Origin of the sequence: Micromonospora sp. NPDC085948 (assembly GCF_040686315.1) — a bacterium.
GTDB lineage: Bacteria > Actinomycetota > Actinomycetes > Mycobacteriales > Micromonosporaceae > Micromonospora.
On the sequence record NZ_JBFBJW010000011.1, the window covers coordinates 31,267 to 57,624 of the forward strand.

A 26,358-nucleotide genomic window follows, 5' to 3' on the forward strand; every position below is an offset into this window, starting at 1 on the left:
TGAGCCGGTCGCGGCGGGTCGCGGCGGGTCGCGTCGGTCGCCCGTTGCCGGCGCTTCGGACCGCCAGATCCACTCGGTTTCCTGCAAACCGGGGTGTCGCAGCGCTGTGGACCCCCCGGTTTCCGTGAACCCGAGTGGATCATCAGCGACGAGCCGGCCGAAACCCGGGCGACACGGCGACGTGCTCGTCGTAGGGTGGCCGGCGGCCTGTCGTACCCCGGGGGTAGGAAGGTCGGGGACGGGGGTGGTCGTGGTGCGTGTGGCGGGGCGGGCGCGGTTGCCGTGGGTGCCGGCCTGGGCGGTGTTCGAGCACTACCTGGTCGGTCTTCGTCGCACCTGGCGGGCCGGGGTGTTCTCCTCGTTCCTGCTGCCGGTGCTGACAGTTGTCGGCTTCGGGATGGGCGTCGGCGCCTACGTCGACCAGGGCGTCGACGGGGTGCGCTACCTCGACTGGCTGGTCCCCGGGCTGATCGCCTCGACCGCGCTGCAGGTGACGGTCGGTGACTCGACCTGGCCGGTGTTCAGCAACTTCCAGTGGGTCAAGACCTACTTCGCGCAGAGCGCCTCGCCCCTGCGGGTCGGCGACATCGTGTTGGGGCACCTGGCTTTCGTGCTGTTCCGGGTGCTCACCACCATCGCGGCGTTCCTGCTGGTCACCGGGCTGTTCGGGGCGTTGCGCTCGCCGTGGGCGGTGGCCACCCTGCCGGTGGTGGCGTTGCTGGGGCTGGCCGTTGCCGCGCCGGTCTTCGCGTACACCGCCTGGGTGTCCACCGACAACTGGCTGGCGATGCTGTTCCGGTTCGCGGTCATCCCGATGACGCTCTTCGCCGGGGTGTTCTTCCCGGTGGAGTCGCTGCCCGACGCGCTGCGGTGGCTGGCGTACGCGACGCCGCTGTGGCACGCCGTCGACCTCTGCCGCGCGGCCACGCTCGGGGTCGTCCCCCAGTGGTCGATCGCCGGGCACCTGCTCTACCTGGCCGCGTGGGCCGGTGTCGGCTGGCTGTTGGCGCTGCGCGCCTTCCGCCGCAAGCTCGTCGTCTAGGGAGATCCCGTGGTCACGCTGCTCCTGCCCCGGCTGGTGGACGTCTCCTCCGCCTCCCGGCGGTCCGCGTCGGTGGTGGGGCGCAACGTCGCGGCGCTGAAGTCGGTCTACTGGCTGCTCCTGCTCTCCGGCTTCCTGGAACCGCTGCTCTATCTGCTCTCCATCGGCGTGGGCGTCGGGACGCTGATCGGCGACCTGCCGCTGCCCGACGGGCGGCTGGTGCCGTACGCCGAGTTCGTGGCTCCGGCGATGCTGGCCTCCTCGGCGATGACCGGGGCGCTCTCCGAGACCACCTTCAACTTCTTCGGCAAGATGAAGTACATGAAGCTGTACGACGGGATGATCGCCACCCCGGTACGGCCGTTCGAGATCGCCCTCGGTGAGCTGGGCTGGGCGATGCTGCGGGGCAGCGCCTACTCGGCCGCGTTCCTCGGTGTGATGATCGCCTTGGATCTGACCAGCGTCACCCGTGCGTTGACCGCCCTGCCGGCCGCGGTGCTTGTCGGGTTCGCGTTCGGGGCGCTCGGCATGGCGGTCTCCACGTTCATGCGCAGCTGGCAGGATTTCGACCTGGTGGCCTCCGCGCAGTTCACCCTGTTCCTCTTCTCCGGCACGTTCGTGCCGGCGCAGGCGTACCCGACCCTGCTGCACTGGCTGGTCGAGATCACCCCGCTGTACCGGTCGGTGCACCTCATCCGTGGCCTCGCGCTGGGCACCGGGGGTTGGCTCTGGCTGCTCGACGTGCTCTACCTGCTGGCGGTGCTGGCGGCCGGCCTGCTGGTGGCGTCGCGCCGGATGGGCAGGTTGCTCGACCAGTAGGGGTTATCGGCGCCGGTCCACGGGGCATGTCGGAGGTGACACCACCACCGACGATGAGGAGGGGCGATGGCCTCGGACGAGTCTGCCGCCCGCCGGACGCCTGCCGACGCCAGTGCGCCGGTCGGGCCCGACGCGGGGCCGGACAGCCCCACCGATCTGCCTGGCAGCGGCTGGAAGGCGGCGCTGCGGCGCACGGTCAGCGAATTCCAGGACGACAGCCTGACCGACTGGGCGGCGGCGCTCACCTACTACGGGGTGCTGTCCATCTTCCCCGGCCTGCTGGTGCTGATCTCGATCCTCGGCCTGCTGGGCACGGGTGCCACCGAGGGGGTCAAGGACACCGTCGACCAGGCGGTGCCGAACGACAGCATCCGGCAGATCGTCACCGACGCGATCACCACGGCGGACAAGAACGGCGGTTTGGCCAGCGTCGCGGCGATCATCGGTGTGGTGGCCGCGTTCTGGTCCGCGTCCGGCTACATCGGCGCGTTCATGCGCGCCTCGAACAGCATCTACGACGTGCCGGAGGGCCGGCCGATCTGGAAGACGCTGCCGATCCGTCTCGGCGTGACCGCGGTGGTCGGGGCGCTGTTGCTGGTCAGCGCGGTGATCGTGGTCTTCACCGGCCGTCTCGCCGAGGCGGTGGGGGACGTCGTCGGCCTCGGCGCGACCGCGGTCACGGTGTGGGACGTCGCCAAGTGGCCGGTGCTGTTGATCCTGGTCAGCCTGATGTTCGCGATCCTCTACTGGGCCTCACCGAACGCCCGGCACGGCGGTTTCCGCTGGGTCAGCCCGGGTGGGGTGCTGGCCGTGGTGATCTGGCTGGTGATCTCCGGTCTGTTCGCCCTCTACGTGAGCAACTTCGGCTCGTACGACAAGACGTACGGGGCGCTGGCCGGTGTGATCATCTTCTTGGTCTGGCTGTGGCTGAGCAACATCGCGATCCTGCTGGGTGCCGAGTTCGACGCCGAGTTGGAGCGGGGCCGTGCCATCGCGGCCGGCCATGGAGTCGACGACGAGCCGTACGTCGAGCTGCGCGACGACCGCAAGCTCCGCAAGAAGCGCAACGCCGCCGGCCGCCGCTGACGGTTCCCGCACCGCAAACCCGAAACCGCCCCGCCACCAGCCATTGGTCGGCGGGGCATTTTCGTGTGTGTCGATGCAACTGCGGGCGAGCGGACGCAGGCGGCCCGTGATCCTTTTCTTGATCGACTAGTAGCTTTTGTTCTTTCGGACAAAAGTTCATCTCGGAACGGTTGAAGCTCTGGACACGCGGTGCAGAGCGCTCCTACTGTGTCGGACACAACACTTCGACATTGCGTCGATGTGAACGATGCCAATGAAGAGGTGACCCCCGGTGCGCACCGTCGACCCCCTGCACGTACGGCTGTTGCGGTTGCTCCGCGACGAGGGGGCCGTCTCCCGCGCCGAGTTGGGCGACCGACTCCAGATGCCTCGCCCGCGCATGCTGGCCGAGCTGGATCGTCTGGTCGCACTGGGTTACGTCGCCGAGGCGGGGCTCGCCGCCTCCCGGGGTGGACGACGCTCCACCCTGGTCGAGTTGAACCCGAAGCTGCGCTTCGCCGCGGTCGACCTCGGTGCCAGCTCGATGGACATCGAGGTGGTCAACGGCCGCCTCGAACCGGTCGCCCACTACACCGAGCCGGCCGACATCCGCAACGGACCGAAGGTGACCCTGCAACGGGTCAACGAGCTGCTGCACAAGGCCCGGGTCGACGGCGCGTACGAGCGGTTGGACGCGGTGGGCATCGGCGTACCCGGTCCGGTCAGCTTCCGCGACGGCGTTCCGGTCTCGCCGCCGATCATGCCCGGCTGGGACCGGTATCCGGTGCGCGAGCTGCTCAGCCGGGAGCACGGTTGCCCGGCGGTGGTCGACAACGACGTCAACATCATGGCGATCGGTGAGCGGCACGGCGGGGTCGCCCACTCGGTGGACGACTTCCTGTTCATCAAGATCGGCACCGGCATCGGGTGCGGCATCTACCTCGCCGGCGAGGTCTACCGGGGCACCGACGGCTGCGCCGGCGACATCGGCCACATCCAGGTCGACTCGCACGGCCCGATGTGCTCCTGCGGCAACGTCGGCTGCCTGGAGGCGCTGTTCAGCGGCGCCGCGCTGGCCAAGGACGCCGCGACCGCCGCCCGCAGTGGGACGTCGCCGGCGCTGGCCGAGCGGCTGGCCCTGCGGGGGATCGTGACCGCGCTGGACGTCGCCGAGGGCGCCGTCGAGGGCGACGTGACCTGCATCCAGCTCATCCGGGACGGCGGACGACGGGTCGGTGGGGTGCTCGCCGGCCTGGTCAGCTTCACCAACCCTTCGATGATCGTGATCGGCGGCGGGCTGGCCCAACTGGGGCACATCCTGCTCGCCGAGATCCGCAGTGTGGTCTACCGCCGGTCGCTGCCGCTGGCCACCGGCAACCTGCCGGTCGTGCTGTCCGAGCTGGGTGGACGTGCCGGTGTCACCGGCGCGGCGGTGCTCGCCGGCGACGTCGCCTTCGGGGAAGCCGCATGAACCCTGACCGAAATCCTGTCGTGAGCGAGGAGGAGACTGTGGCTCTGCCCGAGGATGACCCCGCCACCGCGTCGGCCGAGGCCGTCGCCGAGGCACCGCTGGTCGAGGCTCCCGCCGACACCGTCGCGGGCGAGGTGGTCCTGCGCCTCACCGATGTCGTCAAGACGTTCCCCGGCGTACGCGCACTCGACGGTGTGCAGCTTGAGGTGCGTGCCGGCGAGGTGCACTGCCTGCTCGGGCAGAACGGCGCCGGCAAGTCGACCCTGATCAAGGTGCTCTCCGGCGTGCACCAACCGGATTCCGGGCAGGTGGAGTGGCGCGGCGAGCCGGCCACGTTCACCAACCCGCAGGCCGCGATGAAGGCCGGAATCGCCACCATCTACCAGGAGCTCGACCTCGTCGAGGACCTGTCGGTGGCGGAGAATGCCTTCCTCGGGCACGAGTACCGCAGCTTCGGGTTCGTCCGACGCGGCCGGATGGCCCGGCACACCCGGCAGATCCTCAGCAGGCTCGGCCACGGTGAGATCCCGCCCGGCCGGATGGTCCGGTCGCTGCCGGCCGCCGGCAAGCAGATCGTCAGCATGGCCCGAGCGCTCTCGCACGAGGCCCGACTGATCATCATGGACGAGCCGAGCGCGGTGCTGGCCCACGACGAGGTCGGCAACCTGTTCCGGATCATCCGCGAGCTGACCGCGCAGGGCATCGCCGTCATCTACATCTCCCACCGCATGGAGGAGATCCGCGAGATCGGTGACCGGGTCACCGTACTCAAGGACGGTCGGACCACGGCGGCGAACCTGCCGGCGCGCGAAACCCCGACCCGCGATCTGGTCAGCCGGATGACCGGCCGCACCATCGAGTACGTCTTCCCGGACCGGCCGGCCGAGGACCCCGCCGGCGCCGACCTGCTCCAGGTGGAGGGGTTGACCCGCACCGGTGAGTTCGCCGACGTCTCGTTGAACGTGCGGGCCGGGGAGATCGTCGGCATCGCCGGCCTGGTCGGCTCCGGCCGCTCCGAGCTGCTGGAGACCATCTACGGCGCCCGTCTCGCGGAGGCCGGCTCGGTCCGGATGAACGGCAAGGCGCTGCGTCCCGGCGTCGGCGCCGCCGTGCGGGCGGGCATGGGGATGGCCCCGGAGGAACGCAAGAGTCAGGCGCTGCTGCTCGGCGAACCGATCTACCGCAACGTCACGCTGGCCACCTTCGGCCGGTACGCGCGGCTCGGCTTCACCAACGCCGCCAAGGAGCGCGCCGAGGCGGACCGGATCGCGGAGAGCCTGGAGCTGCGGCCCCGGGACGTCGACCGGCCGGTACGCACGCTGTCCGGCGGCAACCAGCAGAAGGTGGTGGTCGGGCGGTGGCTGCTCGGCGGCACCAAGCTGTTGCTGCTCGACGAGCCCACCCGGGGCGTGGACGTGGGCGCCCGGGCTGAGCTCTACCAGGTCATCCGGGGTTTGGCCGCGCAGGGCGTCGGGGTGCTGCTGGTCTCCAGCGAGGTGCCCGAGGTGCTGGGTCTGGCCGACCGGGTGCTGGTGATGCGGGAAGGGCGGGTCGTGCGTGAAGCAGCGGCCGGCGAACTCGACGAGAACACTGTGCTCGACCTCGTGATGGCGGGGTCCTTGATGGAAGGCGCACCGGCATGAGCGACGCGACTCCCACTCCCACCGCGACACCGGAGCGCCCGCAGCTTCCGGCCCAGTCGCCGCCGGTGGACCCGGCGGAGACGGCGGTGGCCAGCAAGAAGGCAGGGTCGGCGGGCCGCCTTTCCTGGTGGCGCGGCGACGGCGGTGACGGCGCGAAGCGCAACCTCGGTCTGATCGGGGTGCTGGCCGCGCTGATCCTGGTCGGCGCGATCACCAAGCCGGACCTGTACGGCGACCCGACCTGGGTCTGGAACAACGTGCTGGCGATCCTGCAACTCGCCTCGGTCGTCGGCGTGGTCACGGTCGGGATGACCTTCGTGATCATCGGCGGTGGCATCGACCTGTCGGTCGGTGCGATCGTCGCGCTGGCCGGGGTCTGGTGCACCACGGTGGCCACCCAGAGCTACGGCGCCGGCGGCATGATCTTCACCGCCCTCGTGGTCGGCATCTGCGTCGGCCTGGTCAACGGTGTGCTCATCTCGTACGGAAAGTTGGTCCCCTTCATCGCGACGCTCGCGATGCTGGTGGCGGCCCGCGGTCTCGCGGCGTCGATCTCCAACAAGCAGACCCAGGTGTCGACCAGCACCGTCATCAACGACATCGCGGCCCGCAAGATCATCGGTATCCCGATCCTCGTCTACATCCTGGGCGCGGTGGTGCTGGCCGGCTGGGTCCTGCTCAACCGCACGACCTTCGGCCGGCGGACCATCGCCGTCGGCGGCAACCCGGAAGCGGCCCGGCTGGCCGGCATCAACGTCCGGCGGCACACCATGCTGCTCTACGCGCTCTCCGGTCTCTGCTGCGGCATCGCGGCGATCATGCTCACCTCGCAGGCCACCTCGGCGCAGGCGGCGATGGCCAACCTGTACGAGCTGGACGCGATCGCCGCGGCGATCATCGGCGGGACGTTGCTCAGCGGTGGCCGGGGCACGATCGTCGGCTCGCTGCTCGGCGTCATCATCTTCGCCACGATCACCAACCTCTTCGCCATCAACGGCCTCTCCATCGAGGCGCAGAACATGGTCAAGGGCGGCATCATCGTCGCCGCCGTCCTGATCCAGCAGTTCCAGTTCAAGTCCGTCACCCGGCTCTTCGCGCGGAACAGGGTCACCACCGCAACCTGACGCACCGCACCGATGTCCCTGGCCAGGTCGAGAAATTCGACACCGGCCGGACCCCGCACACCCTTACTCACTCAAATCCCGCTCCCAGGAGGTCGTTCATGACCCAGCACAGTCGCGACGTGTCGCGCCGCCGGTTGCTCTTCGGTGGAGCCGCAGTTGGCGCCGCCACCCTGTTGACCGCCTGCACCAGCAACGAGACCCCGGCGGCCAGCACCCAGACCAAGGCCGCCGGCAACGCCGAAGGCAACAACGCCCCGGGCAAGAGGGTCGTCATCGGCTTCTCCGCCCCGGCCGCCGACCACGGTTGGATGGGCGCGATCCACGCCAACGCCAAGGCGCAGGCCGCCGCGTACTCCGACGTGGAGTTCAAGGAGGTCGACGGCGGCTCGAACTCGGAGGCCCAGCGCTCCACGCTCGGCACGCTGATCGCCCAGAAGCCGGACATCATCGTCGTGCTGCCGCACGACGGCAAGGAGGTCAACGCCGTTGCCCTCCAGGCGATGCAGGCGGGCATCCCGATCGTCAACCTCGACCGGGCGTTCCCCGACGCGCTGGCCTCCCGGCTGGTGATCAAGGGCGACAACTACGGCATGGGCGTGTCGGCCGGGCACTACATCGGCAAGATTCTCAAGGACAAGGGCGTCACCAACCCGGTCATCGGTGAGATCGCCGGCCTGGAGATCCCGCTGACCGTCGAGCGCAGCAACGGCTTCAAGGCCGCCCTGGCGACCTACGGCTTCACCGTGAAGAACCGCCGCTCGGCCGAGTTCACCTCGGACAGCGGTCAGCGCGAGGCGGCCCAGCTGCTCCAGGCGCTGCCGAAGATCGACGCGATCTGGAACCACGACGACGACCAGGGCATCGGTGTGCTCGCGGCCATCAAGCAGGCCAACCGGTCGGAGTTCTTCATGGTCGGCGGCGCGGGCTCCAAGCTCGCGATCGACGCCATCAAGGCCGACAACAGCGTGCTGAAGGCCACGGTCACCTACAACCCGTCGATGGCCTCCTCGGCGATCTCGCTCGCGCGGCTCATCGCGCAGGGTCGGGGCCTGGGCGACCTGACGGAGCTGCAGGTGCCCAAGGAAGTGACGCTGGCCTCGGAGACGATCACCAAGGAGAACGCGAGCAGCTACGACAAGCTCGGGTTCTGACATACGGGGGGAGACCCACCTTGTCCACGACAGACAAAGAACTGCGGGTCGGCATGGTCGGCTACGCGTTCATGGGCGCCGCGCACTCACAGGCGTGGCGCACCGTGAACCGCGTCTTCGACCTGCCGGCGCGGGCCCGGATGGCGCTGATCTGCGGTCGAGACACAACGAAGGTGGCGGAAGCCGCCGATCGTCTCGGCTGGGACGCGTCCACCACGGACTGGCGAGACCTGATCAGCCGGGACGACATCGACGTCGTCGACATCTGCACACCGGGTGACAGTCACGCCGAGATCGCCCTCGCCGCACTGGCCGCCGGCAAGCACGTCCTGTGCGAGAAGCCGTTGGCCAACACGGTGGCGGAGGCACGGGCGATGACCGCTGCGGCGGACGCGGCCCGGGCCTCCGGAGTGCGATCGATGTGCGGGTTCAACTACCGCCGGGTCCCCGCGGTCACGATGATGCGTCAGATGGTCGCCGACGGACGACTCGGGGTGATTCGACACGTCCGTGCGACGTACCTGCAGGACTGGATCGTGGACCCGCAGTTCCCGCTGGTCTGGCGGTTGCAGAAGGACAGGGCGGGCTCCGGCGCGCTCGGTGACATCGGTGCGCACATCATCGATCTGACCCAGTTCGTCACCGGTCAGCGGATCAGTGGGGTCAGCGCGGTCACCGAGACCTTCGTCAAGGAGCGGCCGTTGCCGGCCGAGTCGAGCGGGCTGGCGGCCAGTGTGGACGGCGGTTCGGCGCCCACCGGACTGGTCACCGTCGACGACGCCGCGGTCTTCGTGGCCCGGCTCGACGGTGGCGCCCTGGCCACGTACGAGGCGAGCCGGTTCGCCACCGGTCGCAAGAACGCGCTGCGCGTCGAGATCAACGGCTCGCTGGGCAGTGTGATCTTCGATCTGGAGCGGCTCAACGAGCTGGAGTTCTACGACGCCACCCGGCCAAGCGTGGAACAGGGTTTCACCCGCATCCTGGTGACCGAGGGCGACCACCCGTACATGTCGGCGTGGTGGCCTCCGGGCCACATCATCGGCTACGAGCACTCGTTCACCCACGAGATGCGCGACTTCATCGAGGCGGTCGCCACCGGCGTCGACCCGACTCCCTCCTTCGCCGACGCGTTGCAGGTCCAGTTGGTGCTGGACGCGGTGACCCGCTCGGCGGAGCTCGGCTCCTCCTGGACCGAGGTGGAAACGGCGCTGGTCACAGCCGCCGCCTGACAGTTGACCATCCGCGATGGCGGTGTTCGCACCGCCATCGCCCAACCGGCTTTCCGACGCCGACCGGCGAGGGACCGACCGCGGATTGCGCCCCGCGGCCGGGACGAGGTCGGCAACGGAGAGCGTGCAGCCGGGCCGTACGGCCCGGTGGCGCACGAGCAGGACGGTCGTCCGGTGCGGCCGGACCGGGATTCCCCGGCCGCACCGGAGGACCGCCACCATTTGTGGAAATCCAGAACCTGATCGCACCGCCCGCTGCTGCCCCCACCCGTACCGCATCCGCTCGCCGGTCTCCGGCGGGTCGTGCCGCGGTCGGTCACCAGGTGGGCACGGCGGCCTGAGACGCCCGGTCGGGGCTTGCCAACGCCCCGGTCGGTCGGATGCGGGGGAGGCAGGGTCGAGACGCCGACCCGACCCTGCCTACCAGCCCCGTCTGCCCGCACCCGTACCGGGAGCCGGTCCGGCGTCGTCGCCGCCGACGCCGACGTCGGAAACCGGTGTCGTTCCGGTGCGGGGCGGGCGGGCGGGGCCCATCCAGCCACGGCCCATATCTTTCCGAACAATATTCTGATATCCCTATATTTAGCGGTACCGACGATTCCTCGAGAACGGGGAAGGAGCACCATGCGAACAGGTGTCTGGCTGATAGGAGCGCGTGGTTCAGTCGCGACCACCAGCATCGTCGGAGGGCTCGCGCTGCGAGCAGGTCTGGCCGGACCCACCGGCTGCGTCACCGAGCTTCCCGAGCTGCGCGGCCCGGCCCTGCCGGCCTTCGCCGATCTGGTCTTCGGCGGACACGACCTGGCCACCACCCCGTTGGGCAAGCGCGCCGAGGCGCTGGCCGACAGCGGCGTCATCCCCTGGCGGTTGGTCGCCGCGCTCCGCGACGAGCTGGGCGTGGTCGAGCAGGAGCTGCGCCCCGCCCCGGTCGGCGACACCCAGGCCGACCGGGCCGAAGCCGTGGTCCGCGACCTCACCAGCTTCCGCGAGCGGCACGGGCTGGACCGGGTGGTGGTCGTCAACGTCTCCGCCACCGAAGCCACCCCGCCACCGCATCCCGGGCACGCCGACCCCGACGCGCTGCGCGCCGCGCTCACCGGTCCGGACGAGGTGCTGCCACCCAGCTCCCTCTACGCGTACGCGGCACTGCTGGCCGGCTGCTCGTACGTCGACTTCACCCCGTCCACCGGGCTGCGCCTGCCGGCGCTCGCCGCGCTGGCCGACGAGGCTCGCCTGCCGTACGCCGGGCACGACGGCAAGACCGGGGAGACCCTGGTCAAGTCGGTGCTCGCGCCGATGTTCGCGATGCGCAACCTGGACGTGCGCTCCTGGTCCGGGTTCAACCTGCTCGGCGGTGGCGACGGCGCCACCCTCGCCGACCCGGCCGCGAACGCCGCGAAGGTGCAGAGCAAGCAGCGGGTGCTCGGCGAGACGCTGGGCTACGTCCCGCAGGGCGGCACCCGCATCGAGTACGTCGAAGAGCTCGGCGACTTCAAGACCGCCTGGGATCTGATCACCTTCGCGGGCTTCCTCGGCACCGGCATGCGGATGGAGTTCACCTGGCACGGCTGCGACTCCGCGTTGGCCGCGCCGCTGGTGCTCGACCTGGCCCGACTCACCGCCGCCGCGCACGCCGCCGGGCACGTGGGTCCGCTGACCGAGCTGGGCTTCTTCTTCAAGGACCCGCTCGGCACGCCCAGCCACTCACTGGGCGAGCAGTGGGCCCGGCTGACCGACTTCACGCGGCTGCTGCACTCCGGCGCGGACGGTGCCGATGACCACGCTGGCTGACCTCGCCGAGCTGGTCCGGGCGCCGGCGGCGCTCTCCGTACCCGGCGACGTGGTCGCCGGGGCGGCGGCAGCCGGCGCGTTGGGTTCGCGTACCCCCGCCCTGGCCGGCGCTTCGGTGCTGCTCTACTGGGCCGGCATGGCCGCCAACGACTGGGCCGACCGGGGCCTGGACGCCGTGGAGCGGCCCGAGCGGCCGATCCCCAGCGGGCGGGTCACCCCGGCCGCCGCGGTCGGTCTCGCGGCGGGCCTCACGGCCGCCGGCGTGGGCCTGGCCGCCGCCGTGGGCGGTCGCCGCGCCGCCGCGCTCGCCGTGCCGCTGGCCGCCACCATCTGGGGGTACGACCTGCTGGCCAAGAACACCGCCGCCGGGCCGGCCGTGATGGCCGCCTGCCGGGGGCTGGATGTGCTGCTCGGCGCGTCCGGCGGCCGGGTGACCAGGGCGTTGCCGGCGGCGGTCACCGTCGCCGCGCACACCTGGACGGTCACCGCGCTGTCCCGCCGGGAGGTCAGTGGCGCCGACGCGGCCCTGCCGATGCGCACCCTCGCGGGCACCGCGCTCGTCGCCGCCAGCGCCGCCATCCCGCGCGCCCGGCGCGCGGCTGCCCGAGCCGCCGACCACAGCGGTGCCACCGTCCAGGGTCGGGCCACCGACGAGGTCGGCGCGCGCGTGAGTCGCACCCGATCGGCCGGGGTCGCGGCCGTGCTGCCCGCCGTGCTGGCCGGGTGGTATGCCGCCCGCTACGGCGCGGCCCAGGCCGAGGTGATCCGGGACCCGTCGGCCGGGCGGGTTCGCGCCGCGGTCGGCGCGGGGATCACCGGACTTCCCGCCCTCCAGGGAGCGCTCACCGCCCGCGGCGGCGCCGGCCTGCTCGGGTTGGCGGTCGCGGCGGCCGCGCCGCTGGGTCGACGCCTGGCCCGGAAAGTCTCCCCGACATGACCGTTCCCCACCCCCGACCCGCACCGCCGACGGCCGACGCCACGACGCTGCGCCTCGGGTACGGCACGAACGGCTTCGCCAACCACCGACTCGACGACGCGCTCGCCGTCCTCGCCGAGCTCGGGTACGACGGGGTGGCACTCACCCTCGACCACGACCACCTGGACCCGTTCGCGCCCGGGCTCGCACGCCGGGTCGCCGTCCTCGGTCGGCGGTTGGAGGAGCTGGGTCTGGCGGTGGTGATCGAGACCGGAGCCCGGTACCTGCTCGACCCGTGGCACAAACACGCCCCGACGTTGCTGCACGACGACCCGACCCGGCGGATCGAGTTCCTGCGCCGGGCCGTCCGGATCGGCGCCGACCTGGGCGCGGAGGCGGTCTCGTTCTGGGCCGGCGTCCGACCCGACACGGTGTCGCCGCAGTGCGCCTGGGACCGGTTGGTCGCCGGCTGCGCCACGGTGGTCGACGCGGCCGACAGCGCCGGCGTCACCCTCGGCTTCGAGCCCGAGCCGGGGATGTTGGTGCAGGACATCGCCGACTGGCGTCGGCTGCGCGCGGCCCTCGGCGACCCGGCCCGGTTCGGCATCACCCTCGACATCGGCCACTGCCGCTGCCTGGAGCCGTGGCCCGTGCCGCAGTGCGTCGCGGAGGTGGCCGACCACCTGGTCAACGTGCAGATCGACGACATGCGCCGGGGCGTGCACGAGCACCTGGAGTTCGGCACCGGCGAGATCGACTTCCCGCCGGTGCTGGCGGCCCTGGCCGAGGCCGGCTACCGCGGCCTGGTCGCCGTCGAGTTGCCCCGCGACTCGCACGCCGCACCGGACGTGGCCGCCCGGTCCATCGATTTCCTGCGCGCCGCGGCGGCCACCTCGACAGGCGGTGACCGCCGGCGACAGGAGGTGCCTGCCAAGGCCCTCAGCTCTGCACCAACGGACGCGACAGATCCGGACACCGACCGTCGCGTGGAGTGAAGCAGAGCAAAGGACGCGGTCGGGCACCTGCGGAGCTGCACAGCAGCACGAGGGAGGAGACGGGATGACACCGGATTCACTACGGGCCGCGCTGCGAGGCGTACCGGATCCTGATTGGCTGGACACGGCACTGCGCCGGGTCACGACCGAGCCCACCGCGATCACCCGGCTCTTCCCCGCCGCCGGACGACGCTGCGGTCGGGCCGCGCTGCCCGACGCCCCCGGCTGGACCGCCGACGACGCGGCCCGCGTGCTGCTGCTCACCAGCCTGCCCGGCGACCACGCGGCGTACGCCGAAAGCCTCTACCAGCACGGTGACGCGGCCGAACGGCGAGCCGTGCTGCGGGCCCTGCCGCTGCTGCCGATCGGCGCCGCCGGGGTGCCGCTGCTGCACGACGCGATCCGCACCAACGACACCCGGCTGGTCGGTGCGGCCCTCGGCCCGTACGCCCGGCACCTCGACCCGGCCGCCTGGCGCCAGGCCGTGCTCAAGTGCGTGTTCAGCGGTGTGCCGTTGGCGGTGGTCGCCGACCTGGAGACCCGAGCCGACGGGGAGTTGGCCGCGATGCTGGCGGCGCTCGCCGCCGAGCGGCACGCCGCCGGCCGGGACCTGCCCGCCGACGCCACCGAACTGCTCGACCGGCTCACCGCCGCACTGCCCCGAGAGGCGTGACATGCGTATCTTCGACCCGCACATCCACATGACCTCGCGCACCACCGACGACTACGAACGGATGGCCGCCGCCGGCGTACGCGCCGTGGTGGAGCCGTCGTTCTGGCTGGGTCAGCCACGCACCAGCGCCGCCTCGTTCACCGACTACTTCGACTCGCTGATCGGCTGGGAGCCGTTCCGGGCCGGGCAGTTCGGGGTGCGGCACTTCGCCACCGTGGCCCTGAACCCCAAGGAGGCCAACGACCCGCGCTGCCGTCCCGTCCTCGACCTGCTGCCCCGTTACCTGGACAAGGACGCGGTGGTGGCGGTCGGTGAGATCGGGTACGACTCGATGACGCCGGAGGAGGACGAGGCGTTCGCCGCGCAGCTCGCCCTCGCGGTGGCGTACGACCTGCCGGCGCTCGTGCACACCCCGCACCGGGACAAGGCGCGCGGATGCGAACGGACCCTCGCCGTGGTCGCCGAATCCGGCATCGAGCCCGGCCGGGTGGTGGTCGACCACCTCAACGAGGTGACCGTCAAGCTGGTCCGGGACAGCGGCTGCTGGTTGGGCTTCTCCATCTACCCGGACACCAAGATGACGCCGCAGCGGATGGTCGAGCTGCTGCGCGAGTACGGCACGGACCGGATGCTGGTCAACTCGGCGGCCGACTGGGGACGCTCCGACCCGCTGCTGACCCGGGCCACCGGTGAGGCGATGCTGTTGGCCGGGTTCAGCGACGACGAGGTCGACGCGGTGCTGTGGCGCAACCCGGTGGAGTTCTACGGGCAGTCCGGCCGGCTCGACCTCAGCGACCTGGACGTCGCCGAGAAGGTGGACCCGCAGACGGGCAACTCGATCCTGCGCGGCGGCAGCTGATGCGGCTGCGACACGCTGGTGGCGACACGGTCCACCTCAGTTACTGCACGAACGTGCACCCCGCCGAGGACCTCGCCGGCATCCTCGGTCAACTGGACACCTACGCCGTGCCGGTGCGCGAGGCGCTCGGCAGTGACCTGCTCGGGCTCGGCCTGTGGCTGGCCGCCCCGGTCGCCGCCGAGTTGGCCGCCGACCCGACGCTGCGCCGCCGGCTACGCACCGAGCTGGACGCGCGCGGGCTGGAGGTGGTCACCCTCAACGGCTTCCCGTACGCGGCCTTCCAGGCCCCGGTGGTCAAGCAGGACGTCTACCACCCGGACTGGACCACCGAGCAGCGCCTGACGTACACCCTGAACCTGGCCCGGGTGCTCGCCGACCTGTTGCCCGACGACGCGGCCCGGGGCTCGATCTCCACGCTGCCACTGGCCTGGCGTCAACCCTGGGACACCGCTCGGGCCGACGCGGCCCGCGGCCGGCTGGACCAGTTGGCCGCCGGCCTGGCCGCCGTGCAGCGCGACACCGGCCGCGAGGTGCGGGTCGCCTTCGAGCCGGAGCCGGGCTGCGTGGTGGAGAGCACGGCCCAGGCCGCCGAGTTGCTGTCCGGGATGGACACCGAGCGGTTGGGCGTCTGCGTCGACCTGGCCCACCTGGCCTGCGCCTGGGAGGAGCCGGCCGAGGCCCTGGAGCGTCTGCGGGCGGCGGGGCTGCCGGTGGTGAAGGTGCAGGTCTCCGCCGCCGTCGAGGCGGCCGACCCGGCCGGCGGGGCCGACGCGCTGCGCCGCTGGGTGGAGCCGCGGTTCCTGCACCAGACCCGGGGCGCCGGCTGCGCGGGCGGGGCCGACCCGGCCGACCCGGCGTACGCGGCCGACGACCTGGACGAGGCACTGGACCGGGAGTTGCCCGGCCCGTGGCGGGTGCACTATCACGTGCCCCTGCACGCCCCACCCGAGGAGCCGCTCGGCTCGACCCTGCCGGTGCTCCGCACGGCCCTGAGAGCGCTCTTCGACGCGCCGACCGCCGGCTGTGACCACCTCGACGTCGAGACGTACACCTGGGGGGTGCTGCCCGCCGCGCGACGGCCCGGCACCGACGCGGAGCTGGCCGCCGGCATCGCCGCGGAGCTGGCCTTCGCCCGAGACGAGTTGGTCGGCCTCGGCCTGACCGCAGAGCGAACCGTGAGCATGGGGGTGACGCGATGAGCCGGCGACTGGTGGTCCTCGACGTGGTGGGGTTGACCCCACGGTTACTGGCGCACATGCCCCGGCTGCGCGGGGTCGCCGACGGCGGCTTCCGGGCCGAGCTGGGCACCGTGCTGCCCGCGGTGACCTGCTCGGTGCAGTCCACCTTCCTCACCGGCGAGCCGCCCAGCGGGCACGGGATCGTCGGCAACGGGTGGTATTTCCGGGAGCTGGGCGAGGTGCTGCTGTGGCGGCAACACAACGCGCTGGTCGGCGGGGAGAAGCTCTGGCAGGCGGCCCGCAAGGCCGAGCCCGGCTACACCGTGGCCAACGTCTGCTGGTGGTACGCCATGGGCGCGGACGTCAACTGGACGGTGACGCCCCGACCGGTCTACTACGCCGACGGGCGCAAGGAGCCGGACTGCTACACCGACCCGCCGGAGCTGCACGACGCGCTCACCGGGCGGCTGGGCACGTTCCCGCTGTTCACCTACTGGGGACCGACCGCCGGGCTGCCGTCGTCGCGGTGGATCTGCCAGGCGGCCGAGCAGATCCTCGCCGACGTGTCACCCGACCTGACCCTGGTCTACGTCCCGCACCTGGACTACGACCTGCAACGGTTCGGCCCGTCGTCGGCCCAGGCCGCCGCCGCCGCGGCCGAGCTGGACGCGGTGCTCGGTCCCCTGCTGGACGCCGCCCGCGCCCGGGACGCCACAGTGGTGGTGCTGTCCGAGTACGGCATCACCGACGTGTCCCGGCCGGTGGACGTCAACCGGTTGCTGCGCTCCGAGGGGCTGCTGCGGGTGCACACGCAGGCCGGCATGGAGTACCTCGACCCGTGGACGTCGAAGGCGTTCGCGGTCGCCGACCACCAGATCGCGCACGTCTACGTCAAGGACCCGGCCGACGTGCCGGCGGTGGCGAAGCTCTGCGCCGGCCTGCCCGGCGTGGCCGAGGTGCTCGACGCCGACGGCAAGGCCGCACACGGGCTGGACCATCCGCGCGCCGGTGAGCTGGTGCTGGTGGCCGAGCCGGACGCCTGGTTCACCTACTACTACTGGCTGGACGACGACCGGGCACCGGACTTCGCCCGGCTGGTGGAGATCCACCGCAAGCCGGGTTACGACCCGGCCGAGTTGTTCTTCGACCCGGCCAACCCCGGTGCCGCGAAGGCCCGCGCCGGGGTGGCCCTGGCCCGCAAGAAGCTCGGCATGCGGTACCTGATGAGCGCGGTCGGCCTGGACGCCGGTGCGCGGGCGGTGAAGGGCTCACACGGCCGGTTGCCGGACGACCCGGCGGACGCCCCGGTGCTGCTCTGCTCCGACCCGGCGGCGGCCCGGGACAAGATCGCCGCGACCGAGGTCAAGGAGCTGCTGCTGGAGCTGGCCGGGCTGCGTGACGGCGGGCCGGGGGAGGGGTCGTGACGGTTACCGTCGCGCCCGCCGACGCCAGCGGGCTGCGGGCACGCTTCGACGCCGAGCTGGCCGGGTTCCTCGAACGGCAGGGTCCGGACTGGCCCGACGGCGCGCCCCGCGGGGTGTTCACCGCCCTGCAACGGTTCGTGCTGGCCGGCGGGAAGCGGATCCGCCCGCTGTTCTGCTACTGGGGCTGGCGCGGGGCGGGGGCGCCCGACGGCACCCCGATCGTGGTGGCCGCCGCCGCGCTGGAGCTGTTCCACGCGTTCGCGCTGATCCACGACGACATCCTGGACGGCAGCGACCGCCGCCGGGGCGAGCCGTCGGTGCACCGGCTCTTCGCCGACCTGCACGCCCGCTCGGCGTGGCGCGGTGACCCCGAGGCGTACGGGCGCAACACCGCCCTGCTCTGCGGGGACCTCTGTGCGGCCTGGTCGGATCAGATGTTCCACGAGTGCGGGCTGAGCACCGAACAGGTGCACCGCGGGTACGGCGTGTTCGCGCTGATGCGCACCGAGGTGATCGCGGGGGAGTACCTGGACCTGGTCTCGGGTGTGGGTGACGGCTCGGTGGCCAGCGCGCTCACCGTGATCCGGATGAAGGCGGCCCGCTACACGGTGACCCGGCCGTTGCAGATCGGGGCGGCCCTGGCCGGCGCGGGGCCGGAGTTGATCGCCGCGCTGGGTGAGTTCGGTGACCCGTTGGGTGACGCCTTCCAACTCCGCGACGACGTGCTGGGCGTCTTCGGGGACCCGGCGATCACCGGCAAGTCGATCCTGGACGACCTGCGTGAGGGCAAGCCGACCGTGATGATGGCGTTGGCCCGCAGTGCGGCCGACCGCTCGCAGACCGTCCGGCTGCGGGAGCTGTTCGGCAACCCGGCGTTGGACGCCGAGGGTGCTGCGGAACTGCGCGGGATCATCGAGGAGACCGGTGCCCGGACCCGGATCGAGCAGATGATCCGGGTCCGGACCGAGGCCGCGCTCGGTGCCCTGGAGAGCGCCCTGGTGGTGGACGAGGCGCGCGCGGCGCTGATTGCGCTGGCCGGACAGGCGATCGACCGCCACGCGTGATCGCCGACTTTCGAACGGATCGACGAAAGTTGGCGTAGAACCACCGGAAGGTATGGACACATCGACACTCGCAACTTAGTGTCGTGACCAACACGACAATGTTTCGTCGAGGTGAACCGGCGGCGCGGTAACCCATCGACCACCCTCACCGCTACGGCATCCGGCGCGACGGCGCGCGCCCGCCTGGCAGTCACTCGTCAGGAAGGGGCAGCACACATGTCCATCAAGGACGCTCCACACCATCGATCTCGACGATGGTCCTCCGCCGGATCGGCGCTGCTGCTGGCGGTCGCCGCCGGCACTGTCGCATTCGCCGCCGGCTCGGCCCCCGCGCAGGCGCACACAATCGTCGCCACCGACTTCCAGCAGGTCGAACTCGCCCGCGGCGTCACCGACATGGGTGAGCCGATGTCGCTGGCCGTGCTGCCGGACCGCTCGGTCCTGCACACCGCCCGCAACGGCACCCTGCGCCGCACCGACGCGAGCGGCACCACCTCAGTGGTCGGCACCCTGCCGGTCTACAACCACGACGAGGAGGGGTTGCAGGGCGTCGGGGTCGACCCCAACTTCGCCAGCAACCGGCAGATCTTCCTCTACTACGCGCCGCCCCTCTCCACCCCCGGCGGCGACGCGCCGGCCACCGGCACCGACTTCTCCGCCTGGCAGGGAGTGAACCGCCTCTCCCGGTTCACCCTCAACGCCGACTTCACGATCAACCAGTCGAGCAAGGTCGACGTGCTCGACGTGCCGGCCGACCGTGGGCTGTGCTGCCACGTCGGTGGCGACATCGACTTCGACGCCGCCGGCAACCTCTTCCTGTCCACGGGTGACGACACCAACCCGTTCGAGTCCGCCGGCTACTCGCCGCTGGACGAGCGGACCAACCGCAACCCGGGGTACGACGCGCAGCGCAGCGCCGGCAACACCAACGACCTGCGCGGCAAGATCCTGCGGATCAAGGTGAACGCCAACGGCTCGTACTCCATCCCCTCGGGCAACCTGTTCGCGCCCGGCACGGCCAGGACCCGGCCGGAGATCTACGCGATGGGGTTCCGCAACCCGTTCCGGATCAGCGTGGACAAGGCCACCGGAGTCGTCTACGTCGGTGACTACGGGCCGGACGCCGGCACCACCAGCTCCACCCGCGGGCCGTCCGGCCAGGTGGAGTTCAACCGGGTCGCCGCGCCGGGCAACTACGGCTGGCCGTACTGCACCGGCACCAACACCTCCACCGAGACGTACAACGAGTGGGACTTCGCCAGCAACGCCAGCGGGGCGAAGTACAACTGCGCCAGCGGGCCGACGAACAACTCGTTCCGCAACACCGGCCTGACCACCCTGCCGCCGGCCCAGCCCGCCTGGATCCGGTACGCGGGCGACGCCGGCACCCCGACCGAGTTCGGCGGCGGCTCCGAGTCGCCGATGGGTGGCCCGGTCTACCGGTACAACGCCTCGTCGACCTCCACCACCAAGTTCCCGCAGTCGTTCGACGGGCAGTTCTTCGCCACCGAGTTCGGCCGGGGCTGGATCAAGCCGATCCACGTCAACTCCGACGGCTCCCGGGGTGCCATCGACACCTTCCCCTGGGTCGGCAAGCAGGTGATGGACTCGGCGTTCGGCCCGGACGGCGCGTACTACGTGCTCGACTACGGCACCGGCTACTTCAACGGCGACGCCAACTCGGCGCTCTACCGCTTCGACTACGTCGGCAGCGGGAACCGGGCACCGACCGCGGTCGCCAACGCCAACCGGACCTCCGGTGCGGCACCGCTCGCGGTGACGTTCTCCTCGGCGGGCTCGTCCGACCCCGAGGGCGGCACGCTGACGTACTCGTGGGCCTTCGGTGACGGGACCAGCTCGACCGCCGCCAACCCGACGAAGACGTACTCCACGAACGGCACCTACACCGCCACGCTGACCGTGCGGGACCCGCAGGGCGCCACCGGCAGCAGCAGCGTACGGATCAGTGTCGGCAACACCGCGCCCACGGTCACCATCAACAACCCCGGCAACGGCCAACTGTTCAGCTTCGGTGACACGGTGCCCTACAGCATCACGGTCACCGACCCGGAGGACGGCACGATCGACTGCACGAAGGTCAAGATGACCTACGTGCTCGGGCACGACCAGCACGGGCACCAGATCACCTCGAAGACCGGGTGCTCCGGCTCGATCACCATCCCGGTCGACGGTGAGCACGACGACGCGGCGAACATCTTCGCGATCTTCGACGCCGAGTACACCGATGCCGGTGGCCTGACCACGCACACCCAGCACACGCTGCCGCCGCGGCACCGGCAGGCCGAGTTCTTCGGCACCTCGTCCGGGGTCAACGTGTTCAGCAAGGCCACGGCCGAGGGCGGCAAGACCGTCGGTGACATCAACAACGGCGACTGGATCGCGTTCCAGCCGTACCGGCTGGGCAACGTGACCTCGTTCACCGCCCGGGTCTCCTCGGCGGGTGCCGGTGGCACCCTCCAGGTCCGGGCCGGCTCGGCCACCGGCACGGTGCTCGGCTCGGCCACGGTCCCGGTGACCGGCGGCTGGGAAACCTTCGCCACCGTGACCGGCACGATCACCAGCCCACCGACCGGTACGACCACGCTGTACCTGACCTTCGCCGGGTCGGGCACCGGGGCGCTCTACGACCTGGACGCGTTCACGTTCGTCACCGGCACCGCCACCAGCGGCAGTGGCCCGATCAAGGGCCTGGGTGGCAAGTGCCTGGACGTCCGCAACGCGTCCTCCGCCGACGGCACGCAGATCCAGATCTACACCTGCAACGGCAGTGCGGCGCAGACCTGGGCGGTCACGCCGAACTCCACGATCAAGTCGTTGGGTAAGTGCCTGGACGTCGCCGGCGCCGGCACCGCCGACGGCACCAAGATCCAGCTGTACACCTGCAACGGGACCGGCGCGCAGAACTGGGCCGCCCAGGCCGACGGCACGCTACGCAACGCGGCGTCGAGCAAGTGCCTCGACGTCTCCGGCAACAGCTCCGCCGACAGCACGGCGGTCCACCTGTGGACCTGCCTCGGCGCGGCCAACCAAAAGTGGATCCTGCCCTGAGCTGAGTGGTGGGGCCCCTCGTCACCGCCTACGGTAGGGCGAGGGGCCCTTCCTAACCACAGTTAGGAGAGCGATATGCGCAGACGCCTGCGACCCGTCCTCGGTGCGGCCCTGGCCGCACTCGCCGTCATCGCCTGCACCACCCCGGCCAGCCCGGCCAGCGCCGCCGACGCCCCGTACGACGTGCTGGTCTTCTCCAAGACCGCCGGGTTCCGGCACGACGCGATCCCGGTCGGCATCCAGACCATCCGGGACCTGGGCGCGGCGAACAACTTCACGGTCACCGCCACGGAGGACGCGAACACGTTCACCACCGCCAACCTCGCCCAGTACGAGGCGGTCGTCTTCCTCAACACCACCGGCGACGTGCTGAACGCCAGCCAGCAGACCGCCTTCGAGTCGTACATCGCCTCCGGTCGCGGTTACGTGGGCGTGCACGCGGCCTCGGACACCGAGTACGACTGGCCGTTCTACGGCAACCTGGTGGGCGCGTGGTTCGCCTCGCACCCGGCGATCCAGCAGGCCAACGTCAAGGTGGAGGACCGGGGGCACGCCGCGACCGGCCACCTGCCGCAGACCTGGACCCGCACCGACGAGTGGTACAACTACCGGACCAACGCCCGCTCGACCGCCCACGTGCTCGCCACGCTCGACGAGTCCTCGTACTCCGGCGGCGGCATGGGCGCCGACCACCCGTTGAGCTGGTGCAAGAGCTACAACGGCGGCCGGTCCTTCTACACCGGGGCCGGGCACACCCAGGCGTCGTACGCGGAGCCGGCGTTCCGGACCCACCTGCTCGGTGGCATCCGGTACGCCTCCGGTCGGAGCAAGGCCGACTGCCGGCCGGAGACCGGTTACACCCCGCTCTACAACGGCTCGACGACCGGCTGGTCGCAGGCCGGCCCGGGTAACTTCGCCAACTCCGACGCCACCCTGACCTCGGTGGGCGGCATGGGGTTGTTCTGGTACAACGCCAAGCAGTTCACCAACTACTCGCTGAAGCTCGACTGGAAGATGGCCGGGGACGACAACTCCGGCATCTTCATCGGCTTCCCGCCGTCGAGTGACCCGCAGTCGGCGATCAACAACGGCTACGAGGTCCAGATCGACGCCACCGACGCGGTCGACCGCACCACCGGCGCGGTCTACACGTACAAGGCCGCCGACACCGCGGCCCGTGACGCGGCGCTGAACGCGCCGGGGGAGTGGAACACCTACGAGCTGCTGGTCGAGGGCGAGCGGCTACAGGTCCTGCTCAACGGGGTGAAGATCAACGACTTCACCAACACCGACCCGGTCCGCTCACTCGCCGGCCACATCGGCATCCAGAACCACGGTACCGGTGACGACGTCGCGTTCCGCAACATCCGGATCAAGGAGCTGGGCACCACCCCGACGCCCACCGGCACGATCCAGGCCGAGGCGTTCAGCTCGGCCAACGGCGTCTCCGCGTTCACCAAGGAGGGCGCCAACGGTGGGCAGACCCTCGGCTACATCGAGCCGGGTGACTGGGCCGCGTACAACGGGGTCAACCTGACCGGGGTCACCTCGTTCACGGCCCGGGTCGTCTCCGGCGGGGCGGGTGGCGCCATCCAGGTGCGTACCGGCTCGGCCACCGGCCCGGTGCTCGGCACCGTCGCGGTGCCCAACACCGGCAGCTGGTCCACGTACGCCAACGTCACCACCGCGCTCTCCAACGTCCCGTCCAGCACCCAGAACCTCTACCTCACCTTCACCGGTAGCGGCACGGGGCTCTTCGACCTGGACGACTTCACCCTGGTCAAGGGCGGCGGCGGCACCCCCGGCGTCGGCCCGATCAAGGGCCTGGCGGGCAAGTGCCTGGACGTGCGCGGCGGCGGTACCGCCGACGGCACCCAGATCCAGCTCTACACCTGCAACGGCGGCACGGCACAGAACTGGACCGTGTCCGGCTCGACCATCAAGGCGCTCGGCAAGTGCCTGGACGTCAACGGTGGTGCCACCGCCAACGGCACCAAGATCCAGCTCTGGACCTGCAACGGCAGCGCTGCGCAGAACTGGGCGGCCCAGTCCTCCGACAGCAGCCTGCGCAACCCGTCGTCGGGCAAGTGCCTCGACGTCTCCGGAAACAACTCGGCGGACAGCACCGCCGTACACCTCTGGACCTGCCTAGGCGCGGCGAACCAGAAGTGGACCCTGCCCTAACCAGCTAGAACGGGAGGGGCCGACGCCCACAGGCGTCGGCCCCTCCCGCGCCGCGCCGCGCCACTCCCACGGCACCGATCTTGCACTTTCTGTCGGGACCTATGCCCACAATGCCAACTTTTCGGCGACACAAAGTGCAAGATCGGCGCGGCGTCGGGTGGGGTCGGGTGGGGTGTGCGCGTTCCGGTGACGCGGGAGACCGGCGCACAGCCGACTGCCGTACCTTGACCTGCATGGGGCGGTTCGCGCAGTGGCGCGGGATGGTGCTGGAGCAGGGGCATCGGCTGCGCGGTGCGCTTCGGCGCCCGGAGGAGCTGGACGACCCGTTCGATCCGACGGGCAGTCTGAACCGCCTCGACGCGCTGGTGGAGGGCTTCGCCGCCGCTCAGCCGGTGCGGTGGAGCCTGGCCGGTCAACCCCGGCCGCTGCCGGGACCGGTCGACGCGGTGGCGTACCGGATCATCGAGGAATCGTTGACGAACGCGGGCCGGCACGCTCCCGGCGCGCCGGTCGCGGTCCGCCTGCGCTACGACGCCACGGGCATCACCATCGAGGTCCGCGACGAGGGTGCCGGCCCCCTGCCGTCCGGCGGTGGCAGCCAGGACGCCGGGCGGGGTCTGCTCGGGGTACGCAGGCGCGCGGAACGCCTCGGCGGCACGTTGTCCGCTGGCCCGCGCGCCGGTGGCGGCTTCACCGTACGGGCCGCCCTGCCGGCGCCCGAGGAACTGGCCGAATGATGATCGCCCCGCAGGGCTTTCGCAATCGGGTGCCACGGAAATAGGGTGGGGGCGGCGACCGTGCTGGTGGCCGGTGACCCGGTGGGAGGCGCAACCCGCCGGGCCCAGGTGCGTCCGCACCCACCGGTGACCGCTCGGTGCCGCGTACGTCCGGTCACCCTCGCCCCGGTCCGCACCTGGAATCCCCCATGACAACAGGGGAGATGAACAATGGCGCGACCCATCACGCTCTTCACCGGCCAGTGGGCCGACCTGCCTTTCGAGGAGGTCTGCCGGCTCGCCTCCGAGTGGGGCTACGACGGTCTGGAGATCGCCTGCTGGGGCGACCACTTCGAGGTCGACAAGGCGCTCGCCGACGACTCGTACGTCGAGCGCAAGCGGGAGACCCTCGCGAAGCACAACCTTGAGGTCTTCACGATCTCCAACCACCTCGTTGGTCAGGCGGTCTGCGACCACCCGATCGACGAGCGGCACCAGGACATCCTGCCGGGCCGGATCTGGGGCGACGGGGAGCCCGAAGGGGTTCGTCAGCGGGCCGCCGAGGAGATCAAGGACACCGCGCGGGCGGCGGCGAAGCTCGGAGTGAAGACCGTCGTCGGCTTCACCGGCTCGTCGATCTGGCACACCCTGGCGATGTTCCCGCCGGTGCCGCCGGCGATGATCGAGCGCGGCTACCAGGACTTCGCCGACCGGTGGAACCCGATCCTCGACGTGTTCGACGAGGTCGGGGTGCGGTTCGCGCACGAGGTCCACCCCAGCGAGATCGCGTACGACTACTGGACGACCAAGCGGACGCTCGAGGCGATCGGCAACCGGCCCGCGTTCGGGCTGAACTGGGATCCGTCGCACTTCGTCTGGCAGGAACTGGACCCGGTGAACTTCATCTTCGACTTCGCCGACCGGATCTACCACGTGGACTGCAAGGACGCGAAGGTGCGCACCGGCGACGGCCGGCGTGGCCGGCTCGCCTCGCACCTGCCCTGGGCCGACCTGCGCCGCGGGTGGGACTTCGTCTCCACCGGCCACGGCGACGTGCCCTGGGAGGACTGCTTCCGCGCGTTGAACGCGATCGGCTACACCGGCCCGATCTCGGTCGAGTGGGAAGACGCCGGTATGGACCGGCTGGTCGGCGCCCCGGAGGCGTTGCAGTTCGTCCGCCGGCTGGCCTTCGACGCACCGAGCGCGGCCTTCGACGCGGCGTTCAGCAGCAAGGACTGACCGCACGTCGGACAGACCACGGGCCGGTCGCCCTGCGGCGACCGGCCCGTCGACGTGCGATTGGTCAGAGCGTGCTGGCGTTCGTGCCCGAGCCGGACGGCTTGGTGCGGGGGTTGTTGGTGGACGACGGCGACCCGGAGGTCGTGCCGACCGTGCTGGTGCCCGCCTTGGCGCCCACGGTGGCGGGCGTGCCGGCGAACGCGTCGTCGGCGGCGGTCAGCTCCTGCGTACCGGTGCTGCCGTTACCGGTGCCCAGCTTCTCGCCCAGTTTGGTCTGGCCGAGCTTGTCCTTGCCCTCGCTGTAGAGCTTGTTGGCCTGGGCCTGCGCGACCCCGGCCGCCTCCTGGACGGTCGGGTGGTCGAGCACCTTGCGGCCCCGAACAACGAGCTCCTCGTACTTTTCCCGGCCGGCACGGGCGCCCAGGACGAATCCCGCAGCCAGCCCGCCAAGAAACATGATCTTTCCGCGCATGGCGGCTCCTTCCGTACCTGACGCGCCGTCGCCCCGGCGAGTTGCCCCGTCGGAAGGCGACCTGTTCGCGCCTGCGTCCTCTGTCCGCAGCTAACTACCCATCCTGCTCTCCGCTCAAGCATGCTTGTGCCGGGATGGCGATTTACCCCGATTGTCAATGCGTCGCGGGCCGTGACCTGTGCACCTTGATCATCGGCGGGTGCGGCGGAACCCACTGGACCGCAACCGGGGGAT

21 protein-coding genes are annotated in these 26,358 nt (G+C 71.0%); 20 read left to right on the top strand and 1 reads right to left on the bottom strand.

The genetic code is table 11. The features are described 5' to 3' along the window. The first annotated feature begins 244 nt into the window (after positions 1–244). The 20 genes from AB0O48_RS24530 to AB0O48_RS24625 all read left to right on the top strand — a co-directional run bounded on the left by AB0O48_RS24530 (position 245) and on the right by AB0O48_RS24625 (position 25,652). Complete coding sequence (locus tag AB0O48_RS24530) at positions 245–1,042, top strand: ABC transporter permease (RefSeq protein WP_357573043.1); 798 nt, start codon at positions 245–247, stop codon at positions 1,040–1,042. 9 nt (positions 1,043–1,051) lie between these two features. Continuing rightward, the gene (locus tag AB0O48_RS24535) at positions 1,052–1,861 is read left to right on the top strand and encodes an ABC transporter permease (protein WP_365068549.1); all 810 of its coding nucleotides are present in this window, start codon (positions 1,052–1,054) and stop codon (positions 1,859–1,861) included. Positions 1,862–1,927: 66 nt separating this feature from the next. Further along, positions 1,928–2,947 (top strand): YihY/virulence factor BrkB family protein, encoded by a 1,020-nt coding sequence (locus AB0O48_RS24540; protein WP_365068551.1) that lies wholly within the window; start codon positions 1,928–1,930, stop codon positions 2,945–2,947. Positions 2,948–3,218: 271 nt separating this feature from the next. Beyond that, a complete protein-coding gene (locus AB0O48_RS24545) occupies positions 3,219–4,397 on the top strand; it encodes an ROK family protein (protein ID WP_357244655.1) in 1,179 nt (392 codons plus the stop codon). Positions 4,398–4,531: 134 nt separating this feature from the next. Next, entirely contained in the window at positions 4,532–6,040 is a 1,509-nt protein-coding gene (locus AB0O48_RS24550) for a sugar ABC transporter ATP-binding protein (protein ID WP_357245185.1), read from the top strand. After that, the gene (locus AB0O48_RS24555) at positions 6,037–7,164 is read left to right on the top strand and encodes an ABC transporter permease (RefSeq protein WP_357244658.1); all 1,128 of its coding nucleotides are present in this window, start codon (positions 6,037–6,039) and stop codon (positions 7,162–7,164) included. Before AB0O48_RS24550 ends, AB0O48_RS24555 begins: the two co-directional genes overlap by 4 nt. A 98-nt stretch (positions 7,165–7,262) precedes the next feature. Continuing rightward, on the top strand, positions 7,263–8,315 hold the full coding sequence (locus AB0O48_RS24560; protein ID WP_357244662.1) for a substrate-binding domain-containing protein: 1,053 nt from the start codon (positions 7,263–7,265) through the stop codon (positions 8,313–8,315). Positions 8,316–8,335: 20 nt separating this feature from the next. Beyond that, entirely contained in the window at positions 8,336–9,544 is a 1,209-nt protein-coding gene (locus tag AB0O48_RS24565; RefSeq protein WP_357244665.1) for a Gfo/Idh/MocA family oxidoreductase, read from the top strand. A gap of 624 nt (positions 9,545–10,168) precedes the next feature. Continuing rightward, entirely contained in the window at positions 10,169–11,335 is a 1,167-nt protein-coding gene (locus AB0O48_RS24570; protein WP_365068554.1) for an inositol-3-phosphate synthase, read from the top strand. Continuing rightward, positions 11,319–12,272, top strand: a complete 954-nt coding sequence (locus AB0O48_RS24575; protein WP_365068556.1) for an SCO3242 family prenyltransferase — start codon at positions 11,319–11,321, stop codon at positions 12,270–12,272. Before AB0O48_RS24570 ends, AB0O48_RS24575 begins: the two co-directional genes overlap by 17 nt. After that, positions 12,269–13,246, top strand: coding sequence for a sugar phosphate isomerase/epimerase family protein (locus AB0O48_RS24580; protein WP_365068558.1), 978 nt, complete (start codon positions 12,269–12,271; stop codon positions 13,244–13,246). The genes AB0O48_RS24575 and AB0O48_RS24580 overlap by 4 nt, the downstream gene beginning before the upstream one ends. A 64-nt stretch (positions 13,247–13,310) precedes the next feature. Further along, entirely contained in the window at positions 13,311–13,919 is a 609-nt protein-coding gene (locus tag AB0O48_RS24585) for an EboA domain-containing protein (RefSeq protein WP_357244677.1), read from the top strand. Between the two features lies 1 nt (position 13,920). Further along, a complete protein-coding gene (locus tag AB0O48_RS24590; protein WP_357244680.1) occupies positions 13,921–14,778 on the top strand; it encodes a TatD family hydrolase in 858 nt (285 codons plus the stop codon). Continuing rightward, on the top strand, positions 14,778–15,977 hold the full coding sequence (gene eboE / locus AB0O48_RS24595; protein ID WP_357244683.1) for a metabolite traffic protein EboE: 1,200 nt from the start codon (positions 14,778–14,780) through the stop codon (positions 15,975–15,977). Before AB0O48_RS24590 ends, eboE begins: the two co-directional genes overlap by 1 nt. Further along, on the top strand, positions 15,974–17,380 hold the full coding sequence (locus AB0O48_RS24600; protein ID WP_357244686.1) for a nucleotide pyrophosphatase/phosphodiesterase family protein: 1,407 nt from the start codon (positions 15,974–15,976) through the stop codon (positions 17,378–17,380). The genes eboE and AB0O48_RS24600 overlap by 4 nt, the downstream gene beginning before the upstream one ends. After that, on the top strand, positions 17,377–18,444 hold the full coding sequence (locus tag AB0O48_RS24605; RefSeq protein ID WP_357244689.1) for a polyprenyl synthetase family protein: 1,068 nt from the start codon (positions 17,377–17,379) through the stop codon (positions 18,442–18,444). The genes AB0O48_RS24600 and AB0O48_RS24605 overlap by 4 nt, the downstream gene beginning before the upstream one ends. A gap of 216 nt (positions 18,445–18,660) precedes the next feature. Continuing rightward, on the top strand, positions 18,661–21,513 hold the full coding sequence (locus AB0O48_RS24610) for a PQQ-dependent sugar dehydrogenase (RefSeq protein ID WP_365068563.1): 2,853 nt from the start codon (positions 18,661–18,663) through the stop codon (positions 21,511–21,513). 75 nt (positions 21,514–21,588) lie between these two features. After that, on the top strand, positions 21,589–23,697 hold the full coding sequence (locus AB0O48_RS24615) for a ThuA domain-containing protein (RefSeq protein WP_357573048.1): 2,109 nt from the start codon (positions 21,589–21,591) through the stop codon (positions 23,695–23,697). Positions 23,698–23,930: 233 nt separating this feature from the next. Continuing rightward, positions 23,931–24,434, top strand: coding sequence for an ATP-binding protein (locus tag AB0O48_RS24620; protein ID WP_357571342.1), 504 nt, complete (start codon positions 23,931–23,933; stop codon positions 24,432–24,434). A gap of 210 nt (positions 24,435–24,644) precedes the next feature. Next, positions 24,645–25,652, top strand: a complete 1,008-nt coding sequence (locus tag AB0O48_RS24625; protein ID WP_112623875.1) for a sugar phosphate isomerase/epimerase family protein — start codon at positions 24,645–24,647, stop codon at positions 25,650–25,652. 64 nt (positions 25,653–25,716) lie between these two features. On the opposite strand, the gene AB0O48_RS24630 is transcribed toward AB0O48_RS24625, so the two are convergent. Next, positions 25,717–26,124, bottom strand: coding sequence for a hypothetical protein (locus AB0O48_RS24630; RefSeq protein WP_357244700.1), 408 nt, complete (start codon positions 26,122–26,124; stop codon positions 25,717–25,719). Positions 26,125–26,358 lie beyond the last annotated feature (234 nt).